The sequence below is a fragment of the Armatimonas sp. genome (assembly GCF_964826245.1).
Window position 1 is genome coordinate 1 of the sequence record NZ_CBAYMC010000051.1, and the last position, 20,860, is coordinate 20,860.

General features: G+C 59.5%; 26 protein-coding genes and 1 tRNA gene. 16 read left to right on the forward strand and 11 right to left on the reverse strand.

Going from position 1 to position 20,860, the window contains the following annotated elements; genetic code table 11:
• Nucleotides 1–174 (reverse strand): sulfatase-like hydrolase/transferase (locus tag AC1XOS_RS07000; RefSeq protein ID WP_481961525.1); only part of this gene is annotated, 174 nt, incomplete at its 3' end.
• Nucleotides 175–368: 194 nt separating this feature from the next.
• On the opposite strand from AC1XOS_RS07000, the gene AC1XOS_RS07005 reads away from it, so the two are divergent.
• The 3 genes from AC1XOS_RS07005 to AC1XOS_RS07015 are packed head-to-tail and all read left to right on the forward strand — an operon-like array spanning nucleotide 369 to nucleotide 1,494.
• On the forward strand, nucleotides 369–464 hold the full coding sequence (locus tag AC1XOS_RS07005) for a DUF2179 domain-containing protein (protein WP_481961526.1): 96 nt from the start codon (nucleotides 369–371) through the stop codon (nucleotides 462–464).
• Between the two features lie 35 nt (nucleotides 465–499).
• The gene (locus AC1XOS_RS07010; RefSeq protein WP_481961503.1) at nucleotides 500–991 is read left to right on the forward strand and encodes a DUF1003 domain-containing protein; all 492 of its coding nucleotides are present in this window, start codon (nucleotides 500–502) and stop codon (nucleotides 989–991) included.
• On the forward strand, nucleotides 988–1,494 hold the full coding sequence (locus tag AC1XOS_RS07015) for a DUF1287 domain-containing protein (RefSeq protein ID WP_481961504.1): 507 nt from the start codon (nucleotides 988–990) through the stop codon (nucleotides 1,492–1,494). The genes AC1XOS_RS07010 and AC1XOS_RS07015 overlap by 4 nt, the downstream gene beginning before the upstream one ends.
• Nucleotides 1,495–1,498: 4 nt before the next feature.
• On the opposite strand, the gene AC1XOS_RS07020 is transcribed toward AC1XOS_RS07015, so the two are convergent.
• Nucleotides 1,499–2,710 carry a GDSL-type esterase/lipase family protein gene (locus AC1XOS_RS07020; RefSeq protein WP_481961505.1) on the reverse strand — a complete coding sequence of 404 codons (1,212 nt, stop codon included), beginning with the start codon at nucleotides 2,708–2,710 and terminating at the stop codon, nucleotides 1,499–1,501.
• 68 nt (nucleotides 2,711–2,778) lie between these two features.
• Here AC1XOS_RS07020 and AC1XOS_RS07025 point away from each other — a divergent pair, with 68 nt between their 5' ends.
• From AC1XOS_RS07025 to AC1XOS_RS07070, 10 genes are all read left to right on the forward strand, one after another.
• A complete protein-coding gene (locus AC1XOS_RS07025) occupies nucleotides 2,779–3,477 on the forward strand; it encodes a hypothetical protein (protein WP_481961506.1) in 699 nt (232 codons plus the stop codon).
• Between the two features lie 6 nt (nucleotides 3,478–3,483).
• On the forward strand, nucleotides 3,484–3,750 hold the full coding sequence (locus AC1XOS_RS07030; RefSeq protein ID WP_481961507.1) for a hypothetical protein: 267 nt from the start codon (nucleotides 3,484–3,486) through the stop codon (nucleotides 3,748–3,750).
• A 69-nt stretch (nucleotides 3,751–3,819) separates the two neighbouring features.
• Nucleotides 3,820–5,217: a 3-isopropylmalate dehydratase large subunit gene (gene leuC, locus AC1XOS_RS07035; protein ID WP_481961508.1), complete on the forward strand. Its 1,398-nt coding sequence runs from the start codon at nucleotides 3,820–3,822 to the stop codon at nucleotides 5,215–5,217.
• Between the two features lie 4 nt (nucleotides 5,218–5,221).
• A complete protein-coding gene (locus tag AC1XOS_RS07040) occupies nucleotides 5,222–5,617 on the forward strand; it encodes a hypothetical protein (RefSeq protein WP_481961509.1) in 396 nt (131 codons plus the stop codon).
• A 28-nt stretch (nucleotides 5,618–5,645) separates the two neighbouring features.
• Complete coding sequence (locus AC1XOS_RS07045; RefSeq protein WP_481961510.1) at nucleotides 5,646–6,323, forward strand: SMI1/KNR4 family protein; 678 nt, start codon at nucleotides 5,646–5,648, stop codon at nucleotides 6,321–6,323.
• A gap of 94 nt (nucleotides 6,324–6,417) precedes the next feature.
• Nucleotides 6,418–6,768, forward strand: coding sequence for an SMI1/KNR4 family protein (locus AC1XOS_RS07050; RefSeq protein WP_481961511.1), 351 nt, complete (start codon nucleotides 6,418–6,420; stop codon nucleotides 6,766–6,768).
• The gene (locus tag AC1XOS_RS07055; RefSeq protein WP_481961512.1) at nucleotides 6,699–7,157 is read left to right on the forward strand and encodes a hypothetical protein; all 459 of its coding nucleotides are present in this window, start codon (nucleotides 6,699–6,701) and stop codon (nucleotides 7,155–7,157) included. Before AC1XOS_RS07050 ends, AC1XOS_RS07055 begins: the two co-directional genes overlap by 70 nt.
• 6 nt (nucleotides 7,158–7,163) lie before the next feature.
• Nucleotides 7,164–7,916 (forward strand): aspartyl/asparaginyl beta-hydroxylase domain-containing protein, encoded by a 753-nt coding sequence (locus AC1XOS_RS07060; protein WP_481961513.1) that lies wholly within the window; start codon nucleotides 7,164–7,166, stop codon nucleotides 7,914–7,916.
• Nucleotides 7,916–8,284 carry a DsrE family protein gene (locus AC1XOS_RS07065; protein ID WP_481961514.1) on the forward strand — a complete coding sequence of 123 codons (369 nt, stop codon included), beginning with the start codon at nucleotides 7,916–7,918 and terminating at the stop codon, nucleotides 8,282–8,284. The genes AC1XOS_RS07060 and AC1XOS_RS07065 overlap by 1 nt, the downstream gene beginning before the upstream one ends.
• A 140-nt stretch (nucleotides 8,285–8,424) precedes the next feature.
• Nucleotides 8,425–9,279: a deoxyribonuclease IV gene (locus AC1XOS_RS07070; protein WP_481961515.1), complete on the forward strand. Its 855-nt coding sequence runs from the start codon at nucleotides 8,425–8,427 to the stop codon at nucleotides 9,277–9,279.
• Here AC1XOS_RS07070 and AC1XOS_RS07075 read toward each other — a convergent pair.
• The 7 genes from AC1XOS_RS07075 to AC1XOS_RS07105 form a co-directional block, all read right to left on the reverse strand.
• Nucleotides 9,262–11,070 carry a hypothetical protein gene (locus AC1XOS_RS07075; RefSeq protein WP_481961516.1) on the reverse strand — a complete coding sequence of 603 codons (1,809 nt, stop codon included), beginning with the start codon at nucleotides 11,068–11,070 and terminating at the stop codon, nucleotides 9,262–9,264. The genes AC1XOS_RS07070 and AC1XOS_RS07075 overlap by 18 nt on opposite strands.
• Nucleotides 11,067–12,386 (reverse strand): c-type cytochrome domain-containing protein, encoded by a 1,320-nt coding sequence (locus AC1XOS_RS07080; protein WP_481961517.1) that lies wholly within the window; start codon nucleotides 12,384–12,386, stop codon nucleotides 11,067–11,069. The genes AC1XOS_RS07075 and AC1XOS_RS07080 overlap by 4 nt, the downstream gene beginning before the upstream one ends.
• A gap of 2 nt (nucleotides 12,387–12,388) precedes the next feature.
• Nucleotides 12,389–13,705 carry a DUF1501 domain-containing protein gene (locus AC1XOS_RS07085; RefSeq protein ID WP_481961518.1) on the reverse strand — a complete coding sequence of 439 codons (1,317 nt, stop codon included), beginning with the start codon at nucleotides 13,703–13,705 and terminating at the stop codon, nucleotides 12,389–12,391.
• 1 nt (nucleotide 13,706) lies between these two features.
• Nucleotides 13,707–15,035 carry a DUF1501 domain-containing protein gene (locus AC1XOS_RS07090; protein WP_481961519.1) on the reverse strand — a complete coding sequence of 443 codons (1,329 nt, stop codon included), beginning with the start codon at nucleotides 15,033–15,035 and terminating at the stop codon, nucleotides 13,707–13,709.
• A gap of 75 nt (nucleotides 15,036–15,110) precedes the next feature.
• The gene (locus AC1XOS_RS07095; protein WP_481961520.1) at nucleotides 15,111–15,896 is read right to left on the reverse strand and encodes an SDR family NAD(P)-dependent oxidoreductase; all 786 of its coding nucleotides are present in this window, start codon (nucleotides 15,894–15,896) and stop codon (nucleotides 15,111–15,113) included.
• Nucleotides 15,897–15,907: 11 nt separating this feature from the next.
• The gene (locus AC1XOS_RS07100) at nucleotides 15,908–16,060 is read right to left on the reverse strand and encodes a hypothetical protein (RefSeq protein WP_309713451.1); all 153 of its coding nucleotides are present in this window, start codon (nucleotides 16,058–16,060) and stop codon (nucleotides 15,908–15,910) included.
• Between the two features lie 29 nt (nucleotides 16,061–16,089).
• On the reverse strand, nucleotides 16,090–17,199 hold the full coding sequence (locus AC1XOS_RS07105) for an ABC transporter ATP-binding protein (protein WP_481961521.1): 1,110 nt from the start codon (nucleotides 17,197–17,199) through the stop codon (nucleotides 16,090–16,092).
• 72 nt (nucleotides 17,200–17,271) lie between these two features.
• Between AC1XOS_RS07105 and AC1XOS_RS07110 the strand changes: the two genes are divergently transcribed.
• A complete protein-coding gene (locus AC1XOS_RS07110) occupies nucleotides 17,272–18,318 on the forward strand; it encodes a hypothetical protein (RefSeq protein ID WP_481961522.1) in 1,047 nt (348 codons plus the stop codon).
• 13 nt (nucleotides 18,319–18,331) lie between these two features.
• Here the strand turns inward: AC1XOS_RS07110 and AC1XOS_RS07115 are convergent, their stop codons facing one another.
• The gene (locus AC1XOS_RS07115; protein ID WP_481961523.1) at nucleotides 18,332–19,693 is read right to left on the reverse strand and encodes a CAP domain-containing protein; all 1,362 of its coding nucleotides are present in this window, start codon (nucleotides 19,691–19,693) and stop codon (nucleotides 18,332–18,334) included.
• 11 nt (nucleotides 19,694–19,704) lie between these two features.
• A tRNA-Sec gene (locus AC1XOS_RS07120) sits at nucleotides 19,705–19,802 on the reverse strand.
• 31 nt (nucleotides 19,803–19,833) lie between these two features.
• Between AC1XOS_RS07120 and AC1XOS_RS07125 the strand changes: the two genes are divergently transcribed.
• Nucleotides 19,834–20,658, forward strand: a complete 825-nt coding sequence (locus AC1XOS_RS07125) for an MBL fold metallo-hydrolase (RefSeq protein ID WP_481961524.1) — start codon at nucleotides 19,834–19,836, stop codon at nucleotides 20,656–20,658.
• Nucleotides 20,659–20,740: 82 nt separating this feature from the next.
• Nucleotides 20,741–20,860 (forward strand): prepilin-type N-terminal cleavage/methylation domain-containing protein (locus AC1XOS_RS07130; protein ID WP_481961527.1); only part of this gene is annotated, 120 nt, incomplete at its 3' end.

The following is a 20,860-nucleotide window of genomic DNA, read 5'->3' on the forward strand; positions in this document are numbered from 1 at the left end:
CGTGGAGCGCGAGGGCGAGCAGACGGGATTGTTGCAGTACGCCCGCTCAAAGCGCATGCCCTCGGCGGCGAGGCGATCCAGCGCAGGAGTTTGGAGCTTTGCGTTCACGCTACCAAGGCACGAGAAATGGTGCTGGTCGCTGGTGATCAGCAGGACATTGGGTCGTCTGGACATGGTGATTGTTTCACCGTTGGGGGGCAGACGTCCTGCCCGACAAATATTCAACGGACGTAGGCGAGGATGATATAACAGTCCCGATGAATTAGGTCCGTCTTATTCGAGGTAAGCGAAATGTACTCTGGGATACCCTGAGTATTATCGCAGGGGGGCAGCTGGCTCTTTGGGGCGGAGCGTGCAAAGTCCCCCGCCTGCGCACCCTCGTCCGCACCCACGACCCCAGCGCCTTTGTCGTGGTCGCTGATGCCACTGAGGTGCTCGACGAAGGGCTTCACAGAGAAACATAGGCACTTTTAGCCCACCAATAAGCGTACAATGCGGTATGGATGACGATATTGAGATCAGCCCGTGTGGTCAGTGGAAGCACGATCACCCGCCGGTGCGTGACATCAACACGGAGTTTGCTAAGCAGCAGAGCACTGGCCAGCGCCTTGCCGATAAGATCGCGGGTGCTGTTGGGGGCTGGCCGTTTATTATTATCCAGTCGTTTATCCTAATGTGCTGGATCGCGGCCAATGTGTACTTTGCACTGCACCCCGCACTCCTCAAGGCCTGGGATCCGTACCCGTTTATTTTGTTGAACCTCGTGCTCTCGTTCCAGGCGGCCTACACCGGCCCCGTCGTGATGATGAGCCAGAACCGCCAGGCTGAGAAAGATCGCCTTACCGCCCAGCGTGATTACGAAGTGGACCAGCGCGCCGAGACCGAGATCGCGATTGTGATGGAGCATCTCTTGCACCAAGACCGCCAGATCGCCGCGCTGAGGCAAGAGATTTCCAGCCTACATCGGGCGCTAGAAAGTAGGAGTAAATGACAACTGCAGAGAAGATTGTGGCAGCGGCACGGGCACAAGTGGGGGATCGGTATGTGGCGGACTATGTCTCGCTGAAGTATCCTGGCGGTGATGTTCCTAAGGGGCAGGGCGCCTGCACGGATGTGGTTGTCAGAGCGCTTCGCGCGGCGGGTCTAGACTTGCAAAGGCTGCTCCACGAGGACGTGAAGCGCAACTTTGGGCTCTACCCCAAGAAATGGGGCCTGCGCCGCCCCGACCCCAATATTGACCACCGCCGCGTCCCGAATCTGCGGGTTTTCTTTGGGCGTTTTGGAAAGTCGCTGCCCCTCAACAAAGACTTCCAGCCCGGCGATATTGTCACCTGGGACTTGACGCCCACCAGCCTCACGCACTGTGGCATTGTCAGCGACCGGAAAAACGTACAGGGCGGCTATCTGATTCTCCACAATATCGGCCCACAAGCCAGCGAGGACGATCGGCTTTTCGCCTGGAAAATCACGGGGCACTATCGGTTTCCACGCTAGGAACCTAAGGCTTGAGAAGGCTTAGAACCGAGGGGTAGAGCCGCTCTCGGTAGCGTGTGTAGCCCGCAGAGTTGGGATGGACACTATCCTGAAAGATGTTTTCATCCGGATGTCCGTCTGCCTTCAAAAATGCACTTCCTAAATCAAGGAACCATGGAAGCTTTGCCGCGAGCTGGGAATTCACTCGGCGTATCTGAGCATGGATCGGGCCTCTCACATCGGAGCGCGAGGGGAAGATGCCCACAACTAAAACTTTGGTTCCGGGGCAGGTGCGCTCAATGGCACGAACGCAGGCAAGCACTCCCTCGGCAGTTCGCTCTGGGGGATAGGTGTCGCTCAGGAGGTTATTGATTCCCACCGCCAGCACCACAAGCTTAGGATGGAGCCCTGCCAGAGCCCCGTCTTGAATCCGCCAGAGAATCTGCGACGTTCTATCCCCACCGAGTCCCATGTTAAAGCTTCCTAGCGGCTTAAAGTAGCGCTCCCACTCCGCACTGCCTACATTTTGCCAGCCAGCCGTAAGCGAGTCCCCCAGAAAGACAATATTAGGTTTGGCCCGTAGAGCCTTGACCTTGAGCTCTTGGTGAGCAAGGTGCCAGGCCTCTCCATGCACACTTGGGTATGGCTGGTCTGGCGGCTGGTGATGGGGCGGTAAAATCGTGTTCGCACTCGCAGCGACAGTCTCGACGTGATCCCCCCCAAGCACAAGGTCATCCACCCAGAGAGTTCCCTCGCCTCTTGCTCTCAAGACCACGCTAAAGAAAGGGCTGTCTGCGGGCACGGTCAGTTTCTGTGTGAACGAGTGCCAGTCGCTTGCTTTGCTGAGCTCTATCCCAGGGCTTAAGGCCAGAGCTGTCGCCCGCCTGTCGTAGAGTAAAATCCCCACTTGTGCATGAAGCTGCCCTTCGGTCTTGACCCAGCCCTTGAGCGTGACCTCCCGACCCTCCCCTCCCCAGAGAACTTGCTCCAGGGTGCGCTCCCCGGAGACACCACGCAAGCAAAATCGAAGCGCTGCCTGCCCGCCATGTCTGATTTTTGTATCTCGGCTCAGTGCCTGTCGCTTATAGCCCGACAGAGGCTCTCCCCAGGCCGTGGGCGAGTCGGTGCCCTGCTCCATATCGCCATTGCGAAGCTGCACGCGAGGCAAAGGGGTCAGAGAGCGCGAGGCACAGCCCCCCAAGAGCATTGCCAGCCAGAGTCCCGCACGCGCCGTCATGTGCGGACATCATAGCGTCTCCCCTTCCTTTTTGCTAGATGTGTGTCACAGACTGCTATACTAAGACCATGTCTTTTACCCAGAAGCAACCGTTGCCGCCAGGTGTCCGTATCGCAGGCAAGCCCTACCAGGTCTGTCTGGTGGCCGAGCGCTTGTACGAGAGATTGGTGGCTCTAGGGCACTCCGGCGAGCTGCGATTGGAGTGGACGACAGGGATCAACCCCGGCGAGTACTACCAAGAAGAGAGCAACACGGAGGTAGAGAGCAACACGGAGGCTGAGAGCGGCATCGAGGCAGGCAGTGCTCAAGACGTGGTCTGTCTAAACCCGCACTTTATTGTCCTCGCTCGCCTGGGGCTTTTCCCGCTTCCCTGGCCCGCCGCTCTGTGCCCTTTGCCCCTCTACCGCAAGCGCCTGCTCCAGACCCTGGCTCATGAGCTACGCCATGCCCAGCAGACCGCCGGACTGACACACGTGAGCGACAAAGCTCCCTGGCTCTCCTACATGGTTCTGCGCAACCTAGGGCGTGTCTATATTGTTCTAGCGCTACTCGGAGCACTGGCGATCCAGCAGCTTCTTGGGCGCGAGCAGCTTGCTCCTGCTCTGTGGATCGGGGGAAGCTTAATCGGGCTGGCTCTGGTCTATATTGTCTTGGCCTATCTGAACTACCACCTCGACCCCATGGAAGTGGATGCCCGACACTACGAGCGAAAAAACTGGCAGGAGTGGGAAGACTGCCTACAGCTTAACCCACTGTCCCACCAATAATGGGATATGGAATCAAAAAAACTCAGCCCCGCCGCAAAGTCTATTGAGGACAAGCTCCAAAATAACAAAGCCCTGCGAGAGATACGCCGTGAGATGGGGAAGTTTAAAGTGGACTGTACAAAAGTCACCCCCTCGCTACGTCGCGGCACGCTTATCCTCATTGGCAAGTTTCTCCCTCTGGGGGGACATGAAGAGATTTTCCAAAGCGAGCGCAACACCCTGCTCAAAGCAGTCCAAGCCCTGCCTGAGGTGAATAATATTATTTTTCAGTAGGCCCAGCCTATCGCTAGCATTAAAACAATCCGTTGGACACAGGGCAGGCAAGCGGCCTATAATCAAGGCATGAAGCCACGAACGCTCTTTGAGAAGATCTGGGACGCGCATGTCGTCCGCGATGAAGCCGGGAAGCCTGCCCTGCTCTACATTGACCTGCACCTGGTGCATGAAGTCACCAGCCCACAAGCCTTTGAAGGCCTGCGCCTCGCGGGCCGCAAAGTGCGCCGCCCGGAGCGCACCGTGGCGACCATGGACCACAATGTCCCGACAACCAGCCGCCTGCTCCCCATCACCGATGCGATCTCGCTCAAGCAGATCCAGGCGCTGGCAAAAAACTGCGAGGAGTTTGGGATCACGCTCTACGACCTGCACTCGGATAAGCAAGGCGTGGTGCACGTGATGGGGCCGGAGCTGGGCTACACGCAGCCGGGCCAGACCATTGTCTGCGGCGACTCCCACACCAGCACCCATGGCGCGTTTGGTGCGCTGGCTTTTGGCATTGGCACGAGCGAGGTCGAGCACGTGCTCGCCACGCAGTGCCTGCCCCAGAGCCGCCCCAAGACCATGGAGATTCGCATCAACGGCCCGCTCCATCCCGATGCGACTCCCAAAGACATCATTCTGGCGATTATTGGCAAGATCGGCACCGATGGCGCGACCGGCTACGTGGTCGAGTACACCGGCGAGGCGATCCGTGCGCTCTCCGTCGAGGGCCGCATGACGGTCTGTAACATGAGCATTGAGGCCGGAGCCCGCGCAGGCATGATCGCCCCCGACGAGACGACGTTTGCCTACCTCAAGGGCCGTGAGTTCGCGCCACAGGGAGACGCCTGGGACGCTGCCGTGGCGCAGTGGAGCACGCTAGCCACGGATACAGGCGCGACCTACGATGTCCTGATCGAGCTAAACGGCCCCGAGATCGCCCCGCACGTGACTTGGGGAACATCGCCCGGCCAAGCCCTGCCCCTCACCGCCGTCGTTCCCAGCCCCGACCAGTTCACCGACCACGCCGACCGCCGCTCGTGTGAGCAGGCGCTGGCCTACATGGACCTGACGCCCGGCACGCCCCTGCGCTCCATCGCGGTGGACACGGTCTGGATCGGCTCGTGCACCAATGGCCGCATCGAGGATCTACGCGCCGCCGCCGCCGTGCTCAAGGGCCATAAAGTCACGGTCAAGCGCGCGCTGTGCGTTCCGGGCTCCGGCCTCGTCAAGCGCCAAGCCGAAGCCGAGGGCCTAGACAAAATCTTCGTCGAGTCCGGCTTCGAGTGGCGCGAGCCCGGCTGCTCCATGTGCCTAGGCATGAACCCCGACATCCTCCAGCCCGGCGAGCGCTGCGCCTCCACCAGCAACCGCAACTTTGAGGGACGCCAGGGCAAGGGCGGACGCACCCACCTCGTCAGCCCCACTATGGCCGCCGCCACCGCCATCCGAGGAACCCTCTCTACGCCAAGCGATTTGTAGCCCCATGCTTCAGATCGGCCTCGGAACAAGTGCTTCACCCGTTCCCCACTCCGACCAGCCGTCGTTGTTTCTCGACGACGACGGCTACTACTGGTTTCTTCACCCCCTCTTTGAACAACTAGCCAAGGAGACTGGCCAATATATTGACCTCTATGGGACTGCCCTCTTTGAGGGCATCAGCATTCATCCTCTTCAGGAAGTACTTACCCAAGCCCATCAGCAAATCGAAAACCAGTCTGGAACTTGGCGCGTGTCCATAGGTTTCCAAACCCATCCAGAGTACAAAGAAGTTTTTGATGAAGTTAATCAGGCAACTTTTTTTGAGATACTCAACCAGTGGGATAGCCTTGTCAAGCTAGCTCAGCAACAGAGCCTTGGTATTGTTTGTTGGGGCGATTAGACGTGGATCTGCCCTTAAAATCAGCGCATTGAGTAACCTTATGGTCAATCGAAACCAGCTAGAGCATGTCAAGGCAAATGCGAAAAAGCTCGAAGCCCTTCTGCCGGAGTACCAGCAGAGGGGCGAGCTGCCGTATGGGGTTAAGTATCACCAGTTTCGTCTCGGCCCACCGTTGCGTCCTCCAGAAATTGAAGCGTTTGAGCAAGAGCACCAGATTCACCTTCCCGAAGACTATCGAGCATTTCTTCTTGAAGTTGGCAACGGAGGTGCTGGCCCTCTGACGCATCTCGTGCCACTGGCCGAGTGGGGAAGTCACTGCTTCTGCTGGGAGAACTCTCCCCATTCCCGTGGCCCCGTCCCTGCCGTCGCCTCTCCACAAGCGGGCTATCTTGCCAGTCCCAGCCCCCTGAGCCCCGCACACCCTAATGACCCGGACGACCAATCTTGGTCGGAGGCTCTCGCTGTGGACTGGGATGTCTTTCAGGGAGCAGTCGCCGTCGCGGAGAGTTTTCCCGTCATGGATGCGGCAAGCACTCTCTTAATCGTCACTGGTGAAGCCCGAGGCCGCGTCGTGGACGTTGGGGAGCTGTGGCAACCGCCGAGTTTCCCTGACTTTCCCGATTTTCTGTCCTGGTATCTCGCTTGGCAAGAAGCAATGCTCGCCTTTGATCCACCTGCCTTCTACGGGAGAGTACGCGCACGATGAATTCTCTGCTACGACGTGCAATTCAAGGTGACCTTGGCTTTGGACTGACGAGCCTAGTGGGTCTGCCCTAAAAATCAGCACTTGGAGCAACCTTATGGTCGATCGAAACCAGTTAGAGCGTGTTAAGGCAAATGCGAAAAAGCTCGAAGCCCTTCTGCCAAAATTCCAGCAGAGAGGCAACCTACCTTTTGGCGCTGAGAAACACCAGCTCCACTTAAGCCCACCTGCCCCTCTTTACGAGATCGAAGCACTAGAAAATGCCTATCAAGTTAGGCTTCCTGAGGACTATCGAGCCTTTCTTCTTGAAGTTGGCGAAAGGGGTGCTGGCCCTAACTATGGGTTGCAATCCCTGTTCTTTTGGGGCCATAAAGCAAGTTGCTGGGAAGAGACGCCAACACACGCGGGGCCGGTTCCCTGCGTTCCTCACCCATCCGCATTGGTCTAGGCGGCGGGGTGCTCTTGCCGCTCGCCTCGGCCCCTTGGCGCGGTGGGCGCTTCGTCGGACTCTTTGCACTGGCGTTTTTCCTCTACGCGGTCGGCTGGGGGGCTGCGTATTTTGCCCAGCCCAATCGGCTCGGAGAGTGGCTGGGCTCTCTGCTGGGCTCGCTTGCGATGGGCCAGGCTTTTGTGGTGGGCTTCAAAGTTCGAAAGGCTCCGTTTCGCCTCGCTGCGATTCTCTTTCTCGCGAACTCCGTAGGCTACTTTGTCGGGAGTGCGCTCAATGATGCTTATGTGCGCCCCACGGGAATGCTGCTCTGGGGCGGAGTCTATGGGCTGTGTTTAGGGGTGGGTTTGGGAATCGTGCTTCGTGAGAGCGACCATCGGGTATACTAGGGGGCTATGAATTTAATGGGTGTAGGCATTGGCCTACTGGCATTTTTGGGTTTTGGTGTCTACGATCTGAGCCGCAATCGAAAAATAGACGCTTCTGTGGTGAAGCGCTACTTCACGGGAAATGGTGTCTTTACCTGGGTGCTCTCGCCGCTCAACACGCTTCTGGATATTCTCTCGCTGCCCTATATCAACAAGGGAATCTACAAACTCGAAGACCTGCCCGCGACGCATCAAGCGGAGATCAAGCGCCTGATCGAGGCTTCGCATAAAGAGAACTTGGTGGAGAAGCTTGCGGAGAAGATCAAGGAGAACCCTCGTACGATGTTCTTCTTCAAGTGGTACGGGCAAGCGGTGAAAAACGACATTGATGTGCCGTCGTTTTATGAGCCCTACAAGTACATCAAGACCATCGGGGTCTCGGTGTTTAACAAAAAGCAGTCCACGTCCAAGCACTTTGGCCCCATGCGCGCCACGCTAAGAGTTCTCTACAATGTCAATGACATGAAGGACAAGACGGCCTATATCGAGGTCGGCGACACGCTGCACTACTGGCAAGATGAAAAGCTTTTTATCTTCGACGACACGCTTCAGCACCAGTCGTTCAATGAGTCTGATGCGGCCCGCTACTGCCTCTTTGTGGATATTCTCCGCCCGTGCCTGATCCCTAGTCTCGCCGCCGCCTTTGTGAGCGTGCTGTGTGTGTTGCTCAAGGGAGTCAACAATGTCTTCTATAAAAACTGGAAAGTAGTGAAGCCGTAATGCGAAAACATCGTGTGGTATTAGATATCGGTATCGAGGGCGCGGATAAGTGGGAGGCGGTCTTCCGCAATATAGACAACCTGCGCACGGATCTTGGCCCGAGCAGTGTCGAGATCGAGGGCGTGATCCATGGCAAGGCCTGGCCGCTCTTGGTCAAGCCCGATAAAGGCGGCGCGGTCGATTTTCATCCCAAAGTTGAGGCCGCGATCCGCTCGGGCGTGAAGCTGGTGCTCTGCGAGAACACCATGAAGCGCAACAAGATCGAGAAAGCCGACGTGCTCCCCTACGCCGCCACGGTTTCGTCGGCGATGGGCGAGCTTGTGAAAAAACAGACCGACGGCTGGGCCTACCTCAAGCTTGGGGTGTAGCACAAAACCATGTCACGCCCCCGGGTAGTCGTGGACATTGTGGGGGCCACCCCTGCCTGGGATGCGGTTCATACGTTGCACTCTTTTCAAAAACATAGCGGAGCTTTCCGTGTCTGGGCTAATGAGGTAGTATTGAAGGCATGCCTCGTTTTCTTTTTGGAGCCCACACGGGCGTCGCCGGTGGCCTGCACAATGGCCTGATTGAGGGCCGCCAGATCGGCTGCGACACGGTTCAGATCTTCACGTCGAGCCCGCGCCAGTGGGCCGCAAAGCCTCTTACGGACGATGCGATTGCGACATGGAAGGCCAAGGTTGCCGAGACAGAGCTCTCCCCGCTCGTTGCTCACGACTCGTATCTGATCAACCTTGCCTCCCCCGACTCGGAGGCGCGGCAGAAGTCGCTGCGGGCCTTTATCGAGGAGCTGGAGCGCTGTGAGGCACTGGGGCTGGACTATCTCGTCTCGCATCCGGGAGCGCACATGGGTAGTGGCGAGGACGCTGGCTGTGCACAGATCGCGGCATCGCTAGACACAGTGCACCAGGCGACGGCGGGCTTCCATGTGAAAGTGGCGCTAGAGACCACGGCGGCCAAGGGCACGACTCTCGGCGGCGTCTTTGAGCACTTCCCGGCGATTCTCTCACGCGTTGCGGAGCCGGAGCGCTTGGTTATCTGCCTCGACACGTGCCATATCTACGACGCGGGCTATGACTTGGTCGGGGATCCCAAAGGCGTCTGGGATTCCTTCGCCGCCACCGTTGGCTTTGACCGGCTCAAGATTATCCATGCCAACGACAGTAAGTTCGGCCTTGCCAGCAAGCGCGACCAGCATGCCCATATCGGGGAGGGCACGATTGGCGATGCGGGCTTCGTGGCCTTTCTCTCCGACTCGCGCCTCCCCGAGAATCTCGCGCTGATCGTCGAGACCCCCGAAGAAGACGGCAAGGGCCACCGCGAGAATGTCGCCAAGCTACGGTCGTTACTTGCTCACGTTTAGCGTAACGGGCGGGGCGGCGTGGGGGGAGAAGTGTAGCTCGTCTACCAGCGAGCGCGCCGTGAGCTGAAGACGAACCTCGCCCACGGCAGCATTGGCCTCGGCTTTGAGCACGACTTTTAGCTCGCTCACCTTCTCAGGGATTTCGAGGGGCGCGGCACTCACGTTCGCGGGTAGCCCTGTGAGAATCAGCGGCACTTTGGTGTCAAAGCCGGGCTTGCGCGTGATTTTTACAAGCAGCTCTACAGTCTGCCCGACTTTTAGCTCCAGCCGCTCGGTTGCTAGGGAAACGGTAAGATCGGCGGGGCCAGTGACCGCGGCAAGAGGCATCGGGACGGGACGGGTGTTGCGCTGGAGCTGATCGCCGTTTTTCACGTAGTCTTCCTGAAGCGCCTGTGCCTGCCGCGTGACTCCCTGCGCGGTTCCCGTGAGACGTAAGGGGGTTGCAGGAGACAGAGCCGCACTTGCCGCCGCCGTGAGATAGAGCGTAACCTCGCTCTGGCCTTTGGGAATCTGTGGCTCTCCGACAAGCTGCACGCCTGGTGGCAGGCCCACAAAACCAAGCACAATCGCTTCGTCGAGGCCGTACTGGCGGGTCGCATTGACGATCACCGGAATCCGATCACCCGGCCCAATCGTGAGGCAGTCCGGCGCGAAGGTGAGCGCAAAGTCGGGCTTGGCGGGAGTGAGGCTCAGGCGGTAGCCAAACTCGGGGCCACTGCGCTCATTGAGATCGGTGATGCGGACGATAAACTCGCCATTATCCGGAGCCGTGAAGGCAAGAAACGGGTCTTTGCCGCGTGCATCGTCGTTGCTGGCCAGCTCGCCACCGTCTTTGTTGAGCACCGCTAGCACGCCGTCCAGCCGTGAGCCCTGCCGCGCTGCGAAGACCTCCATCAAGATCACTTGGCCTTTGGTAGCGGTGAAACGAAAGTGGTCTTTATCGGGCACGGTGGCGATCGGTGAGGTGAGCTGACCCTCGATGGTCGCGGGGAGAGTCACCGTTTGCGCGAGCTTGGGCGTGTCGCTGGGCTCCACTTCGGTGAGATTTGGCGAGGAGGCAGCGGAGGGCTTGCCTGTACTTGTCATGAGCCGGTAGTGATGATCCGCGCTTCCGGCGTAGCGCAGGTCACGGACAATTAAGAAGTACTCGCCTGCGGTGCGCGAAGTGAAGGTCAGGCGGGCATTGGGGCGGTTTAAGGCACTTGCAGACGCTCTATCATGGCCTGTGGCATCACGTAGCACTAACACGGGTTCCATGGGGGAGTTTAGGGTCGCGCCCGCCTGTGCCTCTGCCACAAAGGTCTCTCCCGCCGCGAGGGTCACTTTGTAGACATCCACATCCTCGCCGCCATCGCTCTTGGCATTGACGGTTAGGTTTCCCATGAGCGTTTGAGCCGTCTGGGGGGTGTTGTTGGGCTCTTTCTCCGCCACTTCAGCCCACTGCCCGACCACAAAAGTACCCGGCTCGGAGATGCCCAGCGGTGTGACAACACGAAAGGCATAACGCCCCGGTGCCAGCTCCGGAGAGATCGCCAGCGTCGCGATCAGCTTACTATCGGGGTTTTTCGCATTGGCGGCAGGCGTCTCGGGCTTGAGCGCGGCGACGGTAATCCCTGGCGTCTCAAAGACCAGCGCTGTGCCATAGCCTAAGTTTGGCCCCGCAATCGCCACGTCCACGCTTGCTCCCCGCTGCCCACCCGTGGGCACCACCGAGCGCACCCGTGGGCGAAGCGTTTGGCTAAAGGCAGGTGCGGCGAGAGTCAGCGCCGCAAGCACGGCAAGCGCTCTCATTTCTGCCCCCCTGTGGAGAGAGTCCCTTCGAGCTTGTTGGGATCGAGGCTCCAGAGATAGAGTGTCCCATCCCAGCTCCCGGCGGCGAGGCGCTTTTTATCGGGGCTGATGCGCACAGCGTAGAGCCAGTCTTTCGCATCGGTGAGCGTGGCAGTGTTGCCACCATTGCCGATATTCCAGAGTCGTAGGGTCTTGTCGGCCGAGGCTGTGGCGAGCAGCTGGCCATCACTGCTAGCCGCGACGGAGTAGACACCACTACCATGACCGCCGAAGTTGCGGACATGACCACCACCCTCCGGGCCGATATTCCAGAGCTTGGCGAGCCTATCGGTGCTGGCGCTGATGACCTGTCCCGCCGATGTGAAGCACAGATCGGTGACGGTTTCTTCGCTGGCTCCGAGGCTGTAGAGGCGCTTGCCACTCGTCGCATCCCAGATCTTGACGCTTTTATCTACCCCGCACGACGCCAGCAGCTTGCCATCCGCACGAAACGCAACACTGAGCACGGCATCGGCGTGATCACGAAGCGCCTGCAAGAGCTTGCCCGTCGCCGCGTCCCAAAGTTTCACGCTGCGGTCACCGCTGGCGGTTGCGACGGTCTTTCCATCGGGGGAGAACGCCACTCCATTGATAATATCTGTGTGGTCGCCAAACGTGCGCAGCTCTTTGCCTGCACTAACGTCCCAGAGCCGCACTTGGCCCAGTGCGCCAGACATTCCCCCGCCCGCTGCCAAGAGCTTTCCATCGGGCGAGAACGCCAGAGAGCGCACGGTATCAAGGTGCCCGCTCCAGGTTTTCAGTACCGTCCGCGTCACCGGGTCACAGAGCAAGACGCGCTGGTAGGTGCCCACCGCGAGCAGCTTGCCATCGGGAGAGAACGCCAGCGCATTGATCGGAGCCGAGACATCGAGACGCTTTCCAATGGGCTTGGGAACGGGAATTACTGTCGTCGTGGCCGTCTTAGCGCCTGTTTTGGGTGTGGTCGCACTCGCCAGAGCGGAGTCGTTCTTGGCTCCTGCATCTACCCAGCGCCGGATTAGCTCGATATCGGGGGCTTTGAGGCCCGCCCCGGGCGGCATGATCGGCTTCTGCGCACCCGTCAGCATCCGCACCAAGCGGCTCTCGCCCGACTTTCCCGGCACAATCGCAACGCCCGCTTTCCCACCCTTCATCAGGGCCATATAGGAATCCACAGAGAACCCTGCTGTCGGAAGCTGGGCACTGTGACACCCCAAACAGGCTGTGCGCAAGATCGGGACGACCTCACGCTGAAACGACGGCGGCGCGGGCTTAGGCGGCGGTAGTTGTAGCGGCATGGCTAGATCAGCTCGGGGAGGGGTTCACGACCTGCAAAGAGATAGTTCGGGCGGCCTGTCATATCGGGGATGGGGGTGTTGACGATGTCTATGCCGAGGTTGTGGTAGAGCGTCACCATGACATCTTTGTAGTCCACCGGGCGCTCGTCGGGCTCCTCGCCGAACTTATTGGTGCTCCCGATTACCTGTCCGGTCTTCATCCCGCCGCCTGCCAGAAGCGCACACGAGACGCGGGGCCAGTGGTCTCGGCCACCGTCTTTGTTGATCTTGGGCGAGCGGCCAAAGTCCCCCCAAACCACCACGGAGACATTTTTATCTAAACCGCGCTGGTGCAGGTCCTCGATCAGAGCGGAGATTCCCTGGTCAATCACGGGGAGATGCGCCTTCATGTTGGTGAAGTTGCCCCCGTGCCAGTCCCAGAAGCCGTAGGAGACGCTCAACAGCCGCGCACCCGCTTCGACCAAGCGGCGTGCGGCGAGAAACTGCTCGTTGAGCATGGGCGATGCATCGCCTTGCGGCTTGTCAATTCCCTTACCATAGCGCTCGCGCGTTTTTACGTCTTCCCGGCTCACATCCAGCGCTTGAACCAGCTTGCTCGATGTCAGAATATCAAAGGCCCGTGCGCTCATCGTGTCCAGCTCGGGGAGTGTGTCCACACGCCGCCGGTAGCGATCCAGGCTGGCGAGTAGCTGCTTACGATGACTGAGCCGATCCAGCGAGACATCCGTGAGGGTCATGTCGGCGAGCATCGGGCCATTGGGATTGAGCGCACCGTAGCCGGGTCCCAGAAAGCCCGGGCCGGGATCGTTGTAGGGCGGGTGCTGGGTGCGGGCGGCCAGGTTGACGTAGCTAGGAACTGTTTTATCCACGGGGGCTTCCAGGCGAGTCAGCACTGAGCCCATGGTCGGGGCCTTGTTCTGGCGAAACTCCGCCTCGGTGTAGCCTGAGAGACAAAGATTTGATGAGTGCTCGTCGCGTGCGCCCACCAGCGAGCGGATCACCGCGACTTTGTCCATCATCTTGGCAAGGCGCGGCAGGTGCTCGCAGATCTCGATTCCGGGGACATTGGTCTTGATGGGCTTAAACTCGCCACGAATGTCGCTGGGCGCGTCCATTTTCAGGTCAAACGTGTCCTGGTGTCCCGGCCCACCGGGCAAGTAGATTAAGATCACCGCCTTGTGTGAGCTTCGCACGCCCGCGTGCGCCTCAGCGGCGAGGAGCTGCGGCAGGGCAAGCCCCCCCAGTGCACCGACCGTTAAGAACTGCCGCCGTGACAGCCCATCGCAGAACTTCCCCCCCGCGCCTCGGATTGTCAGCATCTTAGATCAGCTCCGCAATCGGCTCGCGCCCGGCAAAAAGAAAATTGGGGCGGCCTGTCATATCGGGGACGGGCGTATTGACAATATCAATGCCCATGTTTCTATAAAGTGTCACGAAGACTTCTTTGATGTCAATCGGGCGCTCGTCGGGCTCCTCGCCGAACTTATTGGTGCTCCCGATCACTTGCCCGGTCTTCATCCCACCGCCGGCCAGCAGCGCGAAGTTGGCGCGGGGCCAGTGGTCACGGCCCGCGTCTTTGTTGATCTTCGGGGTGCGTCCAAACTCGCCCCAGACAATCACCGAGACATCGTTTTGCATCCCACGATCGTGGATGTCCTGCACAAGAGAGCTCACGGCAGAGTCGAGCATGGGCAAGTAGCGCTTGAGCTGTCCGAAGTTATCCCCGTGGTAGTCCCAGCGCCCGTAGCCAATGGAGACGCAGCGCACGCCCGCCTCGACCAGCCGCCGCGCCGCGAGAAACTGATCATTGAGCATCGGCAGGCCATCGTCGACGGGCTCTAGCCGCCCGACTCCGTAGCGCTCACGGGTCTTTTTATCCTCTTTGGTGACATCCAGCGCCTGTACCAGCTTGCTCGATGTCAAAATATCAAAGGCACGAGAGTTCAGCGCGTCTATCTCGGGGAGCGTGTCCACACGCCGACGATAGCGATCAAGACTTGCTAATAGTTGCTTACGATGTGAGAGGCGATCCAGCGAGACATCGGTGAGGGTCATGTCTTTCATCAAGTCGCCCGACGGTCGCATCGCGGCGTGGGCCATCCCGAGAAAGCCGTGGTCGCCCGGATCGGCCCACTCCATGTGCCCAGCCTTGCCTTGGAGTCCCACAAACGGTGGGATGGTCTTCTCTGTGGGGCCTTCCAGGCGCGAGAGCACCGAGCCCATACACGGCGCTTTGTTTTGATTCGTCTCCGCCACCGAGTACCCGCTCATGCAGATATGCGAGTCGTGCTCGTCGCGCATGCCGGTCAGCGAGCGAATAATCGCAAACTTGTCCATCATGCCCGCAATCTTAGGCATGTGCTCGCAGATCTCAATCCCGGAGACATTGGTCTTGATGGGCTTGAACTCGCCGCGAATGTCGCTAGGCGCATCAGGCTTCATGTCGAACATGTCGTGGTGGGGCGGCCCACCGGGCAGAAAGACCATGATCACGGCCTTCTGGTTCTTACGAATCCCCGTGTGCGCCTCTGCCGCAAGAATCTGAGGCAGGCTCAGGCCCCCCAGCGCAAGCCCTCCGATCTTGAGGAAATCTCGTCGAGAGACCCCGTCGCAAAATCGCCCACTCTGCCTTCCACGAATTGTCAGCATGTCCTAGCTTCCCTATCCGCTCCGTAGCGTTGTCACGTATTAGGATAGTATAGGCAAGTTCTCTCTAAAACGCCACTACAGATTCTCGTAGGCGAACTTGGGGATCTGGGTGGCGAGCTTGCCGCCGCTGACATCCACCATGGTTCCGGTAATATAGCGCGCCAGATCCGAGGCGAGGAAGCAGATGAGATTAGCGACGTCCTTGGGATCACCCCAGCGTCGAAGCGTGAGCGTGTCCAAGAGATTTGACTGGACATCTTCGGGGCGCTCGGTGAAGTGGTTGATCTCGGTGGGGATCATGCCCGGCGAGTAGCAGTTCACGGTGACGTCCCACGGCCCTAGCTCTCCAGCCAAGACGCGGGTGAAGTAGTGGACACCGGCCTTCGATGCGGCGTACGGGGCGCTGCCAATCGAGGGAATAATGGCGGCAAACGAGGCGGCATTGAGAATGCTCCCGCTCTTTTGTGCCTTCATCACCGGGATCACGGCCTGGCACATCAGAAACGTGCCCTTGAGGTTGATATCCAGGTTCGCGTCCCAGGCGCTCTCGCTCATGGTTTCCACGGGGCCGCTGATCGAGACACCCGCATTGTTGACCAGCGTGTCCACACGGCCAAACTCGGCGACGATCTTGGCGATCAGCTCTTTGCACTGCTCGGGGCTGCGCACATCGGCGATGTGCTGCGCACCACGCCAGCCGTTGGCTTCCCAGTCGGCCTTGACGGCGTCTAAGAGATCCGTACGGATATCGGTGACGACCACAATCGCGCCCTCAGCGGCTAGGGTTCGGGCAATGGTGTTGCCAATGCCGCGACCTGCGCCGGTAACAATCGCGACTTGATTTTTGAGATTAATGTCCATAGTGTTGTGTCTTAGCGCACGGGCTTGCGGTGCGAGAAGATATTGAGCCCCAGCCAGCCCCAGAAGAGCAGATGGAGACCGATACTAAAAATAGGCATTGCAAATGGCTGGCAGAGAGCGACAACACCTAACAACAGCAATGCGATACTGAGAAACTCTGCCATCTGGGCAAATCTACCGCTCAGCATTATTTTTACCTTTCAGCATTGATATTCAGCTCCGTTTTCTTATCAAAGAGATGCGAGCGGCTCTGGTTGATCCGGGCGTGCAGTGTCTGGCCGAGTGTTGGGCGGAATGTCGGGGTGGTGCGCACCTTCACGATATGCCCCGCCAGTGCGACATTGATGATGTTCTCCGAGCCCAAAAGCTCGACCACTTCCACGGTCACGGGCAGGCTTCCGGGCGTTCCTGCCTCGACAAAGGCAATGTCTTCCGGGCGCACGCCCAGCACCAGGCTCGCCTCGCCCGTCGGGGTGCTGGCAAAGCGTCCCTTGCCGTCGTTGTCCAGAGCTAGCGTAGCCGACGACGCGCCCTCGGCAGGGCTGAGGCTGAGGCTGTCGCCAGAGCGCTGGCAGGGAATAAAGTTCATGGCGGGGGAGCCGATGAAGCCCGCCACAAAGAGGTTGCGCGGGTTGTCGTAGACCTCCATCGGGGTGCCTGCCTGCTGAAGTAGCCCGACATACATGATCGCGATTCGGTCGCCCATGCTCATGGCTTCGAGCTGGTCGTGGGTGACGTAGATCGTGGTGGCGCCTAAGTCCGTCTGGAGCTTCTTGATCTCGGCGCGCATCTCGGTTCTAAGCTTGGCATCGAGCGCGGAGAGGGGCTCGTCCATCAGAAACACCTGGGGACGGCGCACGATCGCGCGGCCAATGGTCACGCGCTGCTGCTCACCGCCGGAGAGCTGGGTCGGCTTGCGGTCTAGTTTATCGGTGATGTGGAGCATCCGCGCCGCGATCATCACGCGCTCATCAATCACCGACTGTGCCGTCTTCACCGCACGGAGTGGAAAGCTCAGGTTCTCGCGAACCGTCATGTGTGGGTAAAGAGAAAACGACTGGAACACAAAGGCAATGTCGCGCTCAGCGGGCTGCTTGTGTGTCACTTCCTCCTCGCCAATTCGGATCGTCCCGCCATCGGGAAGCTCCAGACCGGCGATGCACCGAAGCGTGGTGGTCTTGCCACAGCCCGAAGGCCCCAGAAAGACCATAAACTCCCCGTCTTCCACGGAAAGATCCATTCCCTTTACGGCGACCACTTGGTCGTACTTTTTAATCAGTTGCTCTACGCGAACGCTTGCCATCAATGCTCCCAAGGAAAATTCGTCCCCCTAGTGTACCAGACGTTTCTCTCGTTGGAAGCGATACAATTCCCTATGCGCACCAAAGCAAAACTAATCCTCGGTGCCCTCGGCTTCGTCGCCGCCACCACAGGCCTTGTGATCTGGCAGTCCATGCCCCCACGCCTCGAAGCTGTTGCCCGCCGCGTACCATTCGGTGCCACGTTCTTCTCGTTTGTCGCCTGGCTCTCGCCCAAGGAAGTTGTGATCTCCTGCCATGAGAGCGAATCTCTTTGTCTGCTTGATTTGGAGCGTGGCACGACGCACCCGATTCCTTTCACGCACTCTGAGGGCTTTGTGCAGCACGCGACCCGTGTGCGCTTCATTGACGAGAGCACCGTTTCTGCCTCTCCCGATGGAAAGTGGCTTGCCTTTGTAGAGCAGATCGAGCAGGGCCGAGCGAAGCCCGTTCAGCGTAGCTTGGTTCTGATGCATCCGGATAGCACTGGGCTACGCCGGGTGGCTCCGCTTGAAGATAAAAGTGGTCTCCGTTTGCTCTGGCAACCAAATAGTCAGGGCTTTCTCTTTTACTGGGAGTCTGATAGACGCCCTAAGTACGGGCGAACTTTCTATGCGCTCGACGAGAACGTTCCTCCACGGGAGGAGTGGACGCGCGACTATGACGGCTTCCGTGACTCTCCACCCACCATTCAGGCGGATGGTCGCCTGCTCGTCGTGAGGAATCAAAACCAGCTGACGGTCGCCCTCTGTGACCAGAACCAGCCCGAACACCGCGAGTCGCTTGTGTTTGCGCGTCCAGCGGGGCGAGAAAAGGCTCAGGTGGAGACGTTTCTGGTTAGCCACGATAGCCAGTGGGCGGTGGTGAGCCTGCGTGTGGAGGCAGCAAAGATTCCAGAGCGTGAGACTTGGGAGGAGCTACTCCAACGCAAGCTGCCCGTTGCCTACAACGAGCTCTGGGTGCTCTCCGCGAAAGGGGAGAAGCCGCGCTGTCTGGTTCGTGAGGCCACGACTTCAGAGCGGGCGAGTGCTTTCTTCCTTAATGCCCTCTCCCCAGACGGAAAACATGCACTGGTCCATGGCTCACAGAATGACTACTTCGTCTTGCCTCTGTCCCGGTCGTGAAGGATCAGTATGGTTACCGCAGCAGAATCACGCTACGGGCAGGAATGGGGCGGTCGAGGGGGCCGTTGGGCGCAATGACAGCCAGGGGTAGGCCAGGGGCGATATTGACCGTGCCACCGCGTCCACTTTGGGAGACGAAGTGGGTCTGGGCACTGAGCTTAAGAGTCACGGAGACGGGGCGGGGAAGATCCTGCTCCGACGCTCCATAGGACTGAGCGCGCACCACACGCAGGGTCAGAAGCTCCTTGCTCTTCTCCATCTTTTCCACGGCCCCAACGAGCTTTAAGTCACCGGGGCGCAGGTCGAGGGGGCTATAGTCCGCCTCACTCGCGCCGCCCGTGGTAAAGCGCCAGCGCCGGGTTACCTCGCGGGCAATCACTTCGACGGTGTAGGTCGTTGCGGGTTTAAGGGGCGCAAGTGGCACCAATAGGCAGGCATAGGTCAGCTCGCGGTCTTGGCCGGGCGTATTGATCTGGCACTTGACTTCCGTGCCGTCTGCCGTGGTCAGGCGCGCACTCTGTAGGGTTAGCTTAGGCGACGATCCACTAAAGTGGGCCAGCAAAATAGGGTAGCCCACCACTTTGGGCGGGTTTGAAAGAAAGCGGGTCGGGGAGGGGATTTCGTCGTTGCGCCATGTGGTCGGGACGCCGGTCTCGCCGTCGTAGGGGCTCATCACGGTTCCCGGCACGCCATCGCCGCCAAAGAGCAGCCCCGAGGCGCGGCCGCTATGCCCTGCCCCAAACAGCAGCGGGCCGGGGCGCAAGAACGGCAGACGGTGGTAGGGCGCATCAAAGAGGCCACGCACGGCTTTATCTGCTCCCCCATCCGCAAGGCTCACGTCCTCGGCAAGAGTCGCTTGGTAACCAAAGGCCTGCGCCCGTGCCAGCGGAGTCTCCCCCACAAAGCCGGGCTTGTTGGGGCTCTGCGTGTGCCCGATCAGGTTGTTCTTATCCAGATAGGCCGCGTGGGCTTGCGCTGCCGCACAGAGCCGGGAGTCGAGCTGGAGCGCCGCCAGTCCCAGGCGCGCCCGGAGCCGGTTGACTGCCGTCAGCGCTTCACCTGCCCAGGCCGAGGGAGGCGGGAGAGTGACGATTGCCCCGGCACTGACTGTAAAGTTCCAGCTCACCTCAGGGTCTTTTTGCTTGGGAGAGAGAGTGACACGGCAACGGGCAGAGTAGGTTCCGGGGGCAAGTGGCGCAGATGGCGTGGCGCGAACGGCCCCACTCTCATAGCGTGCCTCCAGTGGCTCGCCATTGAGCAGTAGCTCCATAGATGTTATCTCTGCGCCCTTTTGGGGCCGAATCGGCCAGCTCAGCTCAGGGCGCGCAACCCGAAGCGTTCCTTGTGGGCCGGGTGTTTGGTAGGCGTACTGCATGGCCGAAGAGTTGGCGGGAGCGTGTGGGAATCGAACCCACCCAGGACGACATCATCGCCCCGCGCACGGTTTTGAAGACCGGGAAGACCACCAGACCCCATTCGCCCCCGTGACACTGCCATTGTACCGTACAATAATCCATGGAACTTACGATTTTTGGGACGGCTGCCGCTGAAGGCTGGCCTGCTCCGTTTTGCCGCTGCAGCGCTTGCCAGGAAGCCCGCCGCCGGGGTGGGCCGAACCTGCGCTCACGCTCGGGAGCACTTTTGGACAACGACCTCAAGATAGATTTCTCGGCGGATACCGTGGGGCACATGCTCCGCACCGGGCGCGACTTGGCCGATGTTCGCACGCTTGTCTTTACGCACCAGCACTCGGATCATATCGTCCCCTCGGAGCTAGAGTGGGCCTCGGGGCCGTTTACCAACACGCCGCCCGCCCAGCCGATTGTGGTTTTCGGTAATTCCCAAGTGATGGAGATGCTCCATGCCCAGTTCCCAAACCCCGCCCACGCCAACCTTGAGCTTCGTCCCGCGCTAGAAGCTCTCGGTCCCGTGACAACTCCGACGGGCGATACGATCTTGCCCCTGCCTGCGGACCACGCACCGGGGGCGTTTGTGCTACGCCTCACCCGCGCCAGTGGCAAGTCTCTCTTCTACGGCCACGACTCCGGGCTCTATCCTGCCGCAACTCTGACGGCACTGAGCCAGCAAGCGCCACTAGACATTGCGGTCTTTGACTGCACCTACGGCGGGGCCAAGAGTAGCAACAAAGGACACATGGGCGTAGATGGCGTGGTACAGATGGCCCAAGCGCTTCGTGACTGCGGAGCGGCCACCGAGAAAACTAAGCTCATCGCCACGCACTTCTCGCATAACGGCGGCCTGATGCACGAGGAGCTGGTCGAGGCGTTCCTGCCCCACGGAATCGCGTTTGCCTACGATGGGCTCGTAGTACGTTCGTGAAAAAAATATTAAAAGAAACCGGTTGACGAATCTTAGTAAAGGCTATACAATCGGTCTATCTTTTTTTGGAGGCTGTTCTCTAATGAATAAGCAACGTGGTTTTACGCTCATTGAGCTTCTTGTTGTTATTGCGATTATCGCCATTCTCGCCGCTATTCTCTTCCCCGTTTTTGCCCAAGCACGCGCCAAGGCCCGCCAGACC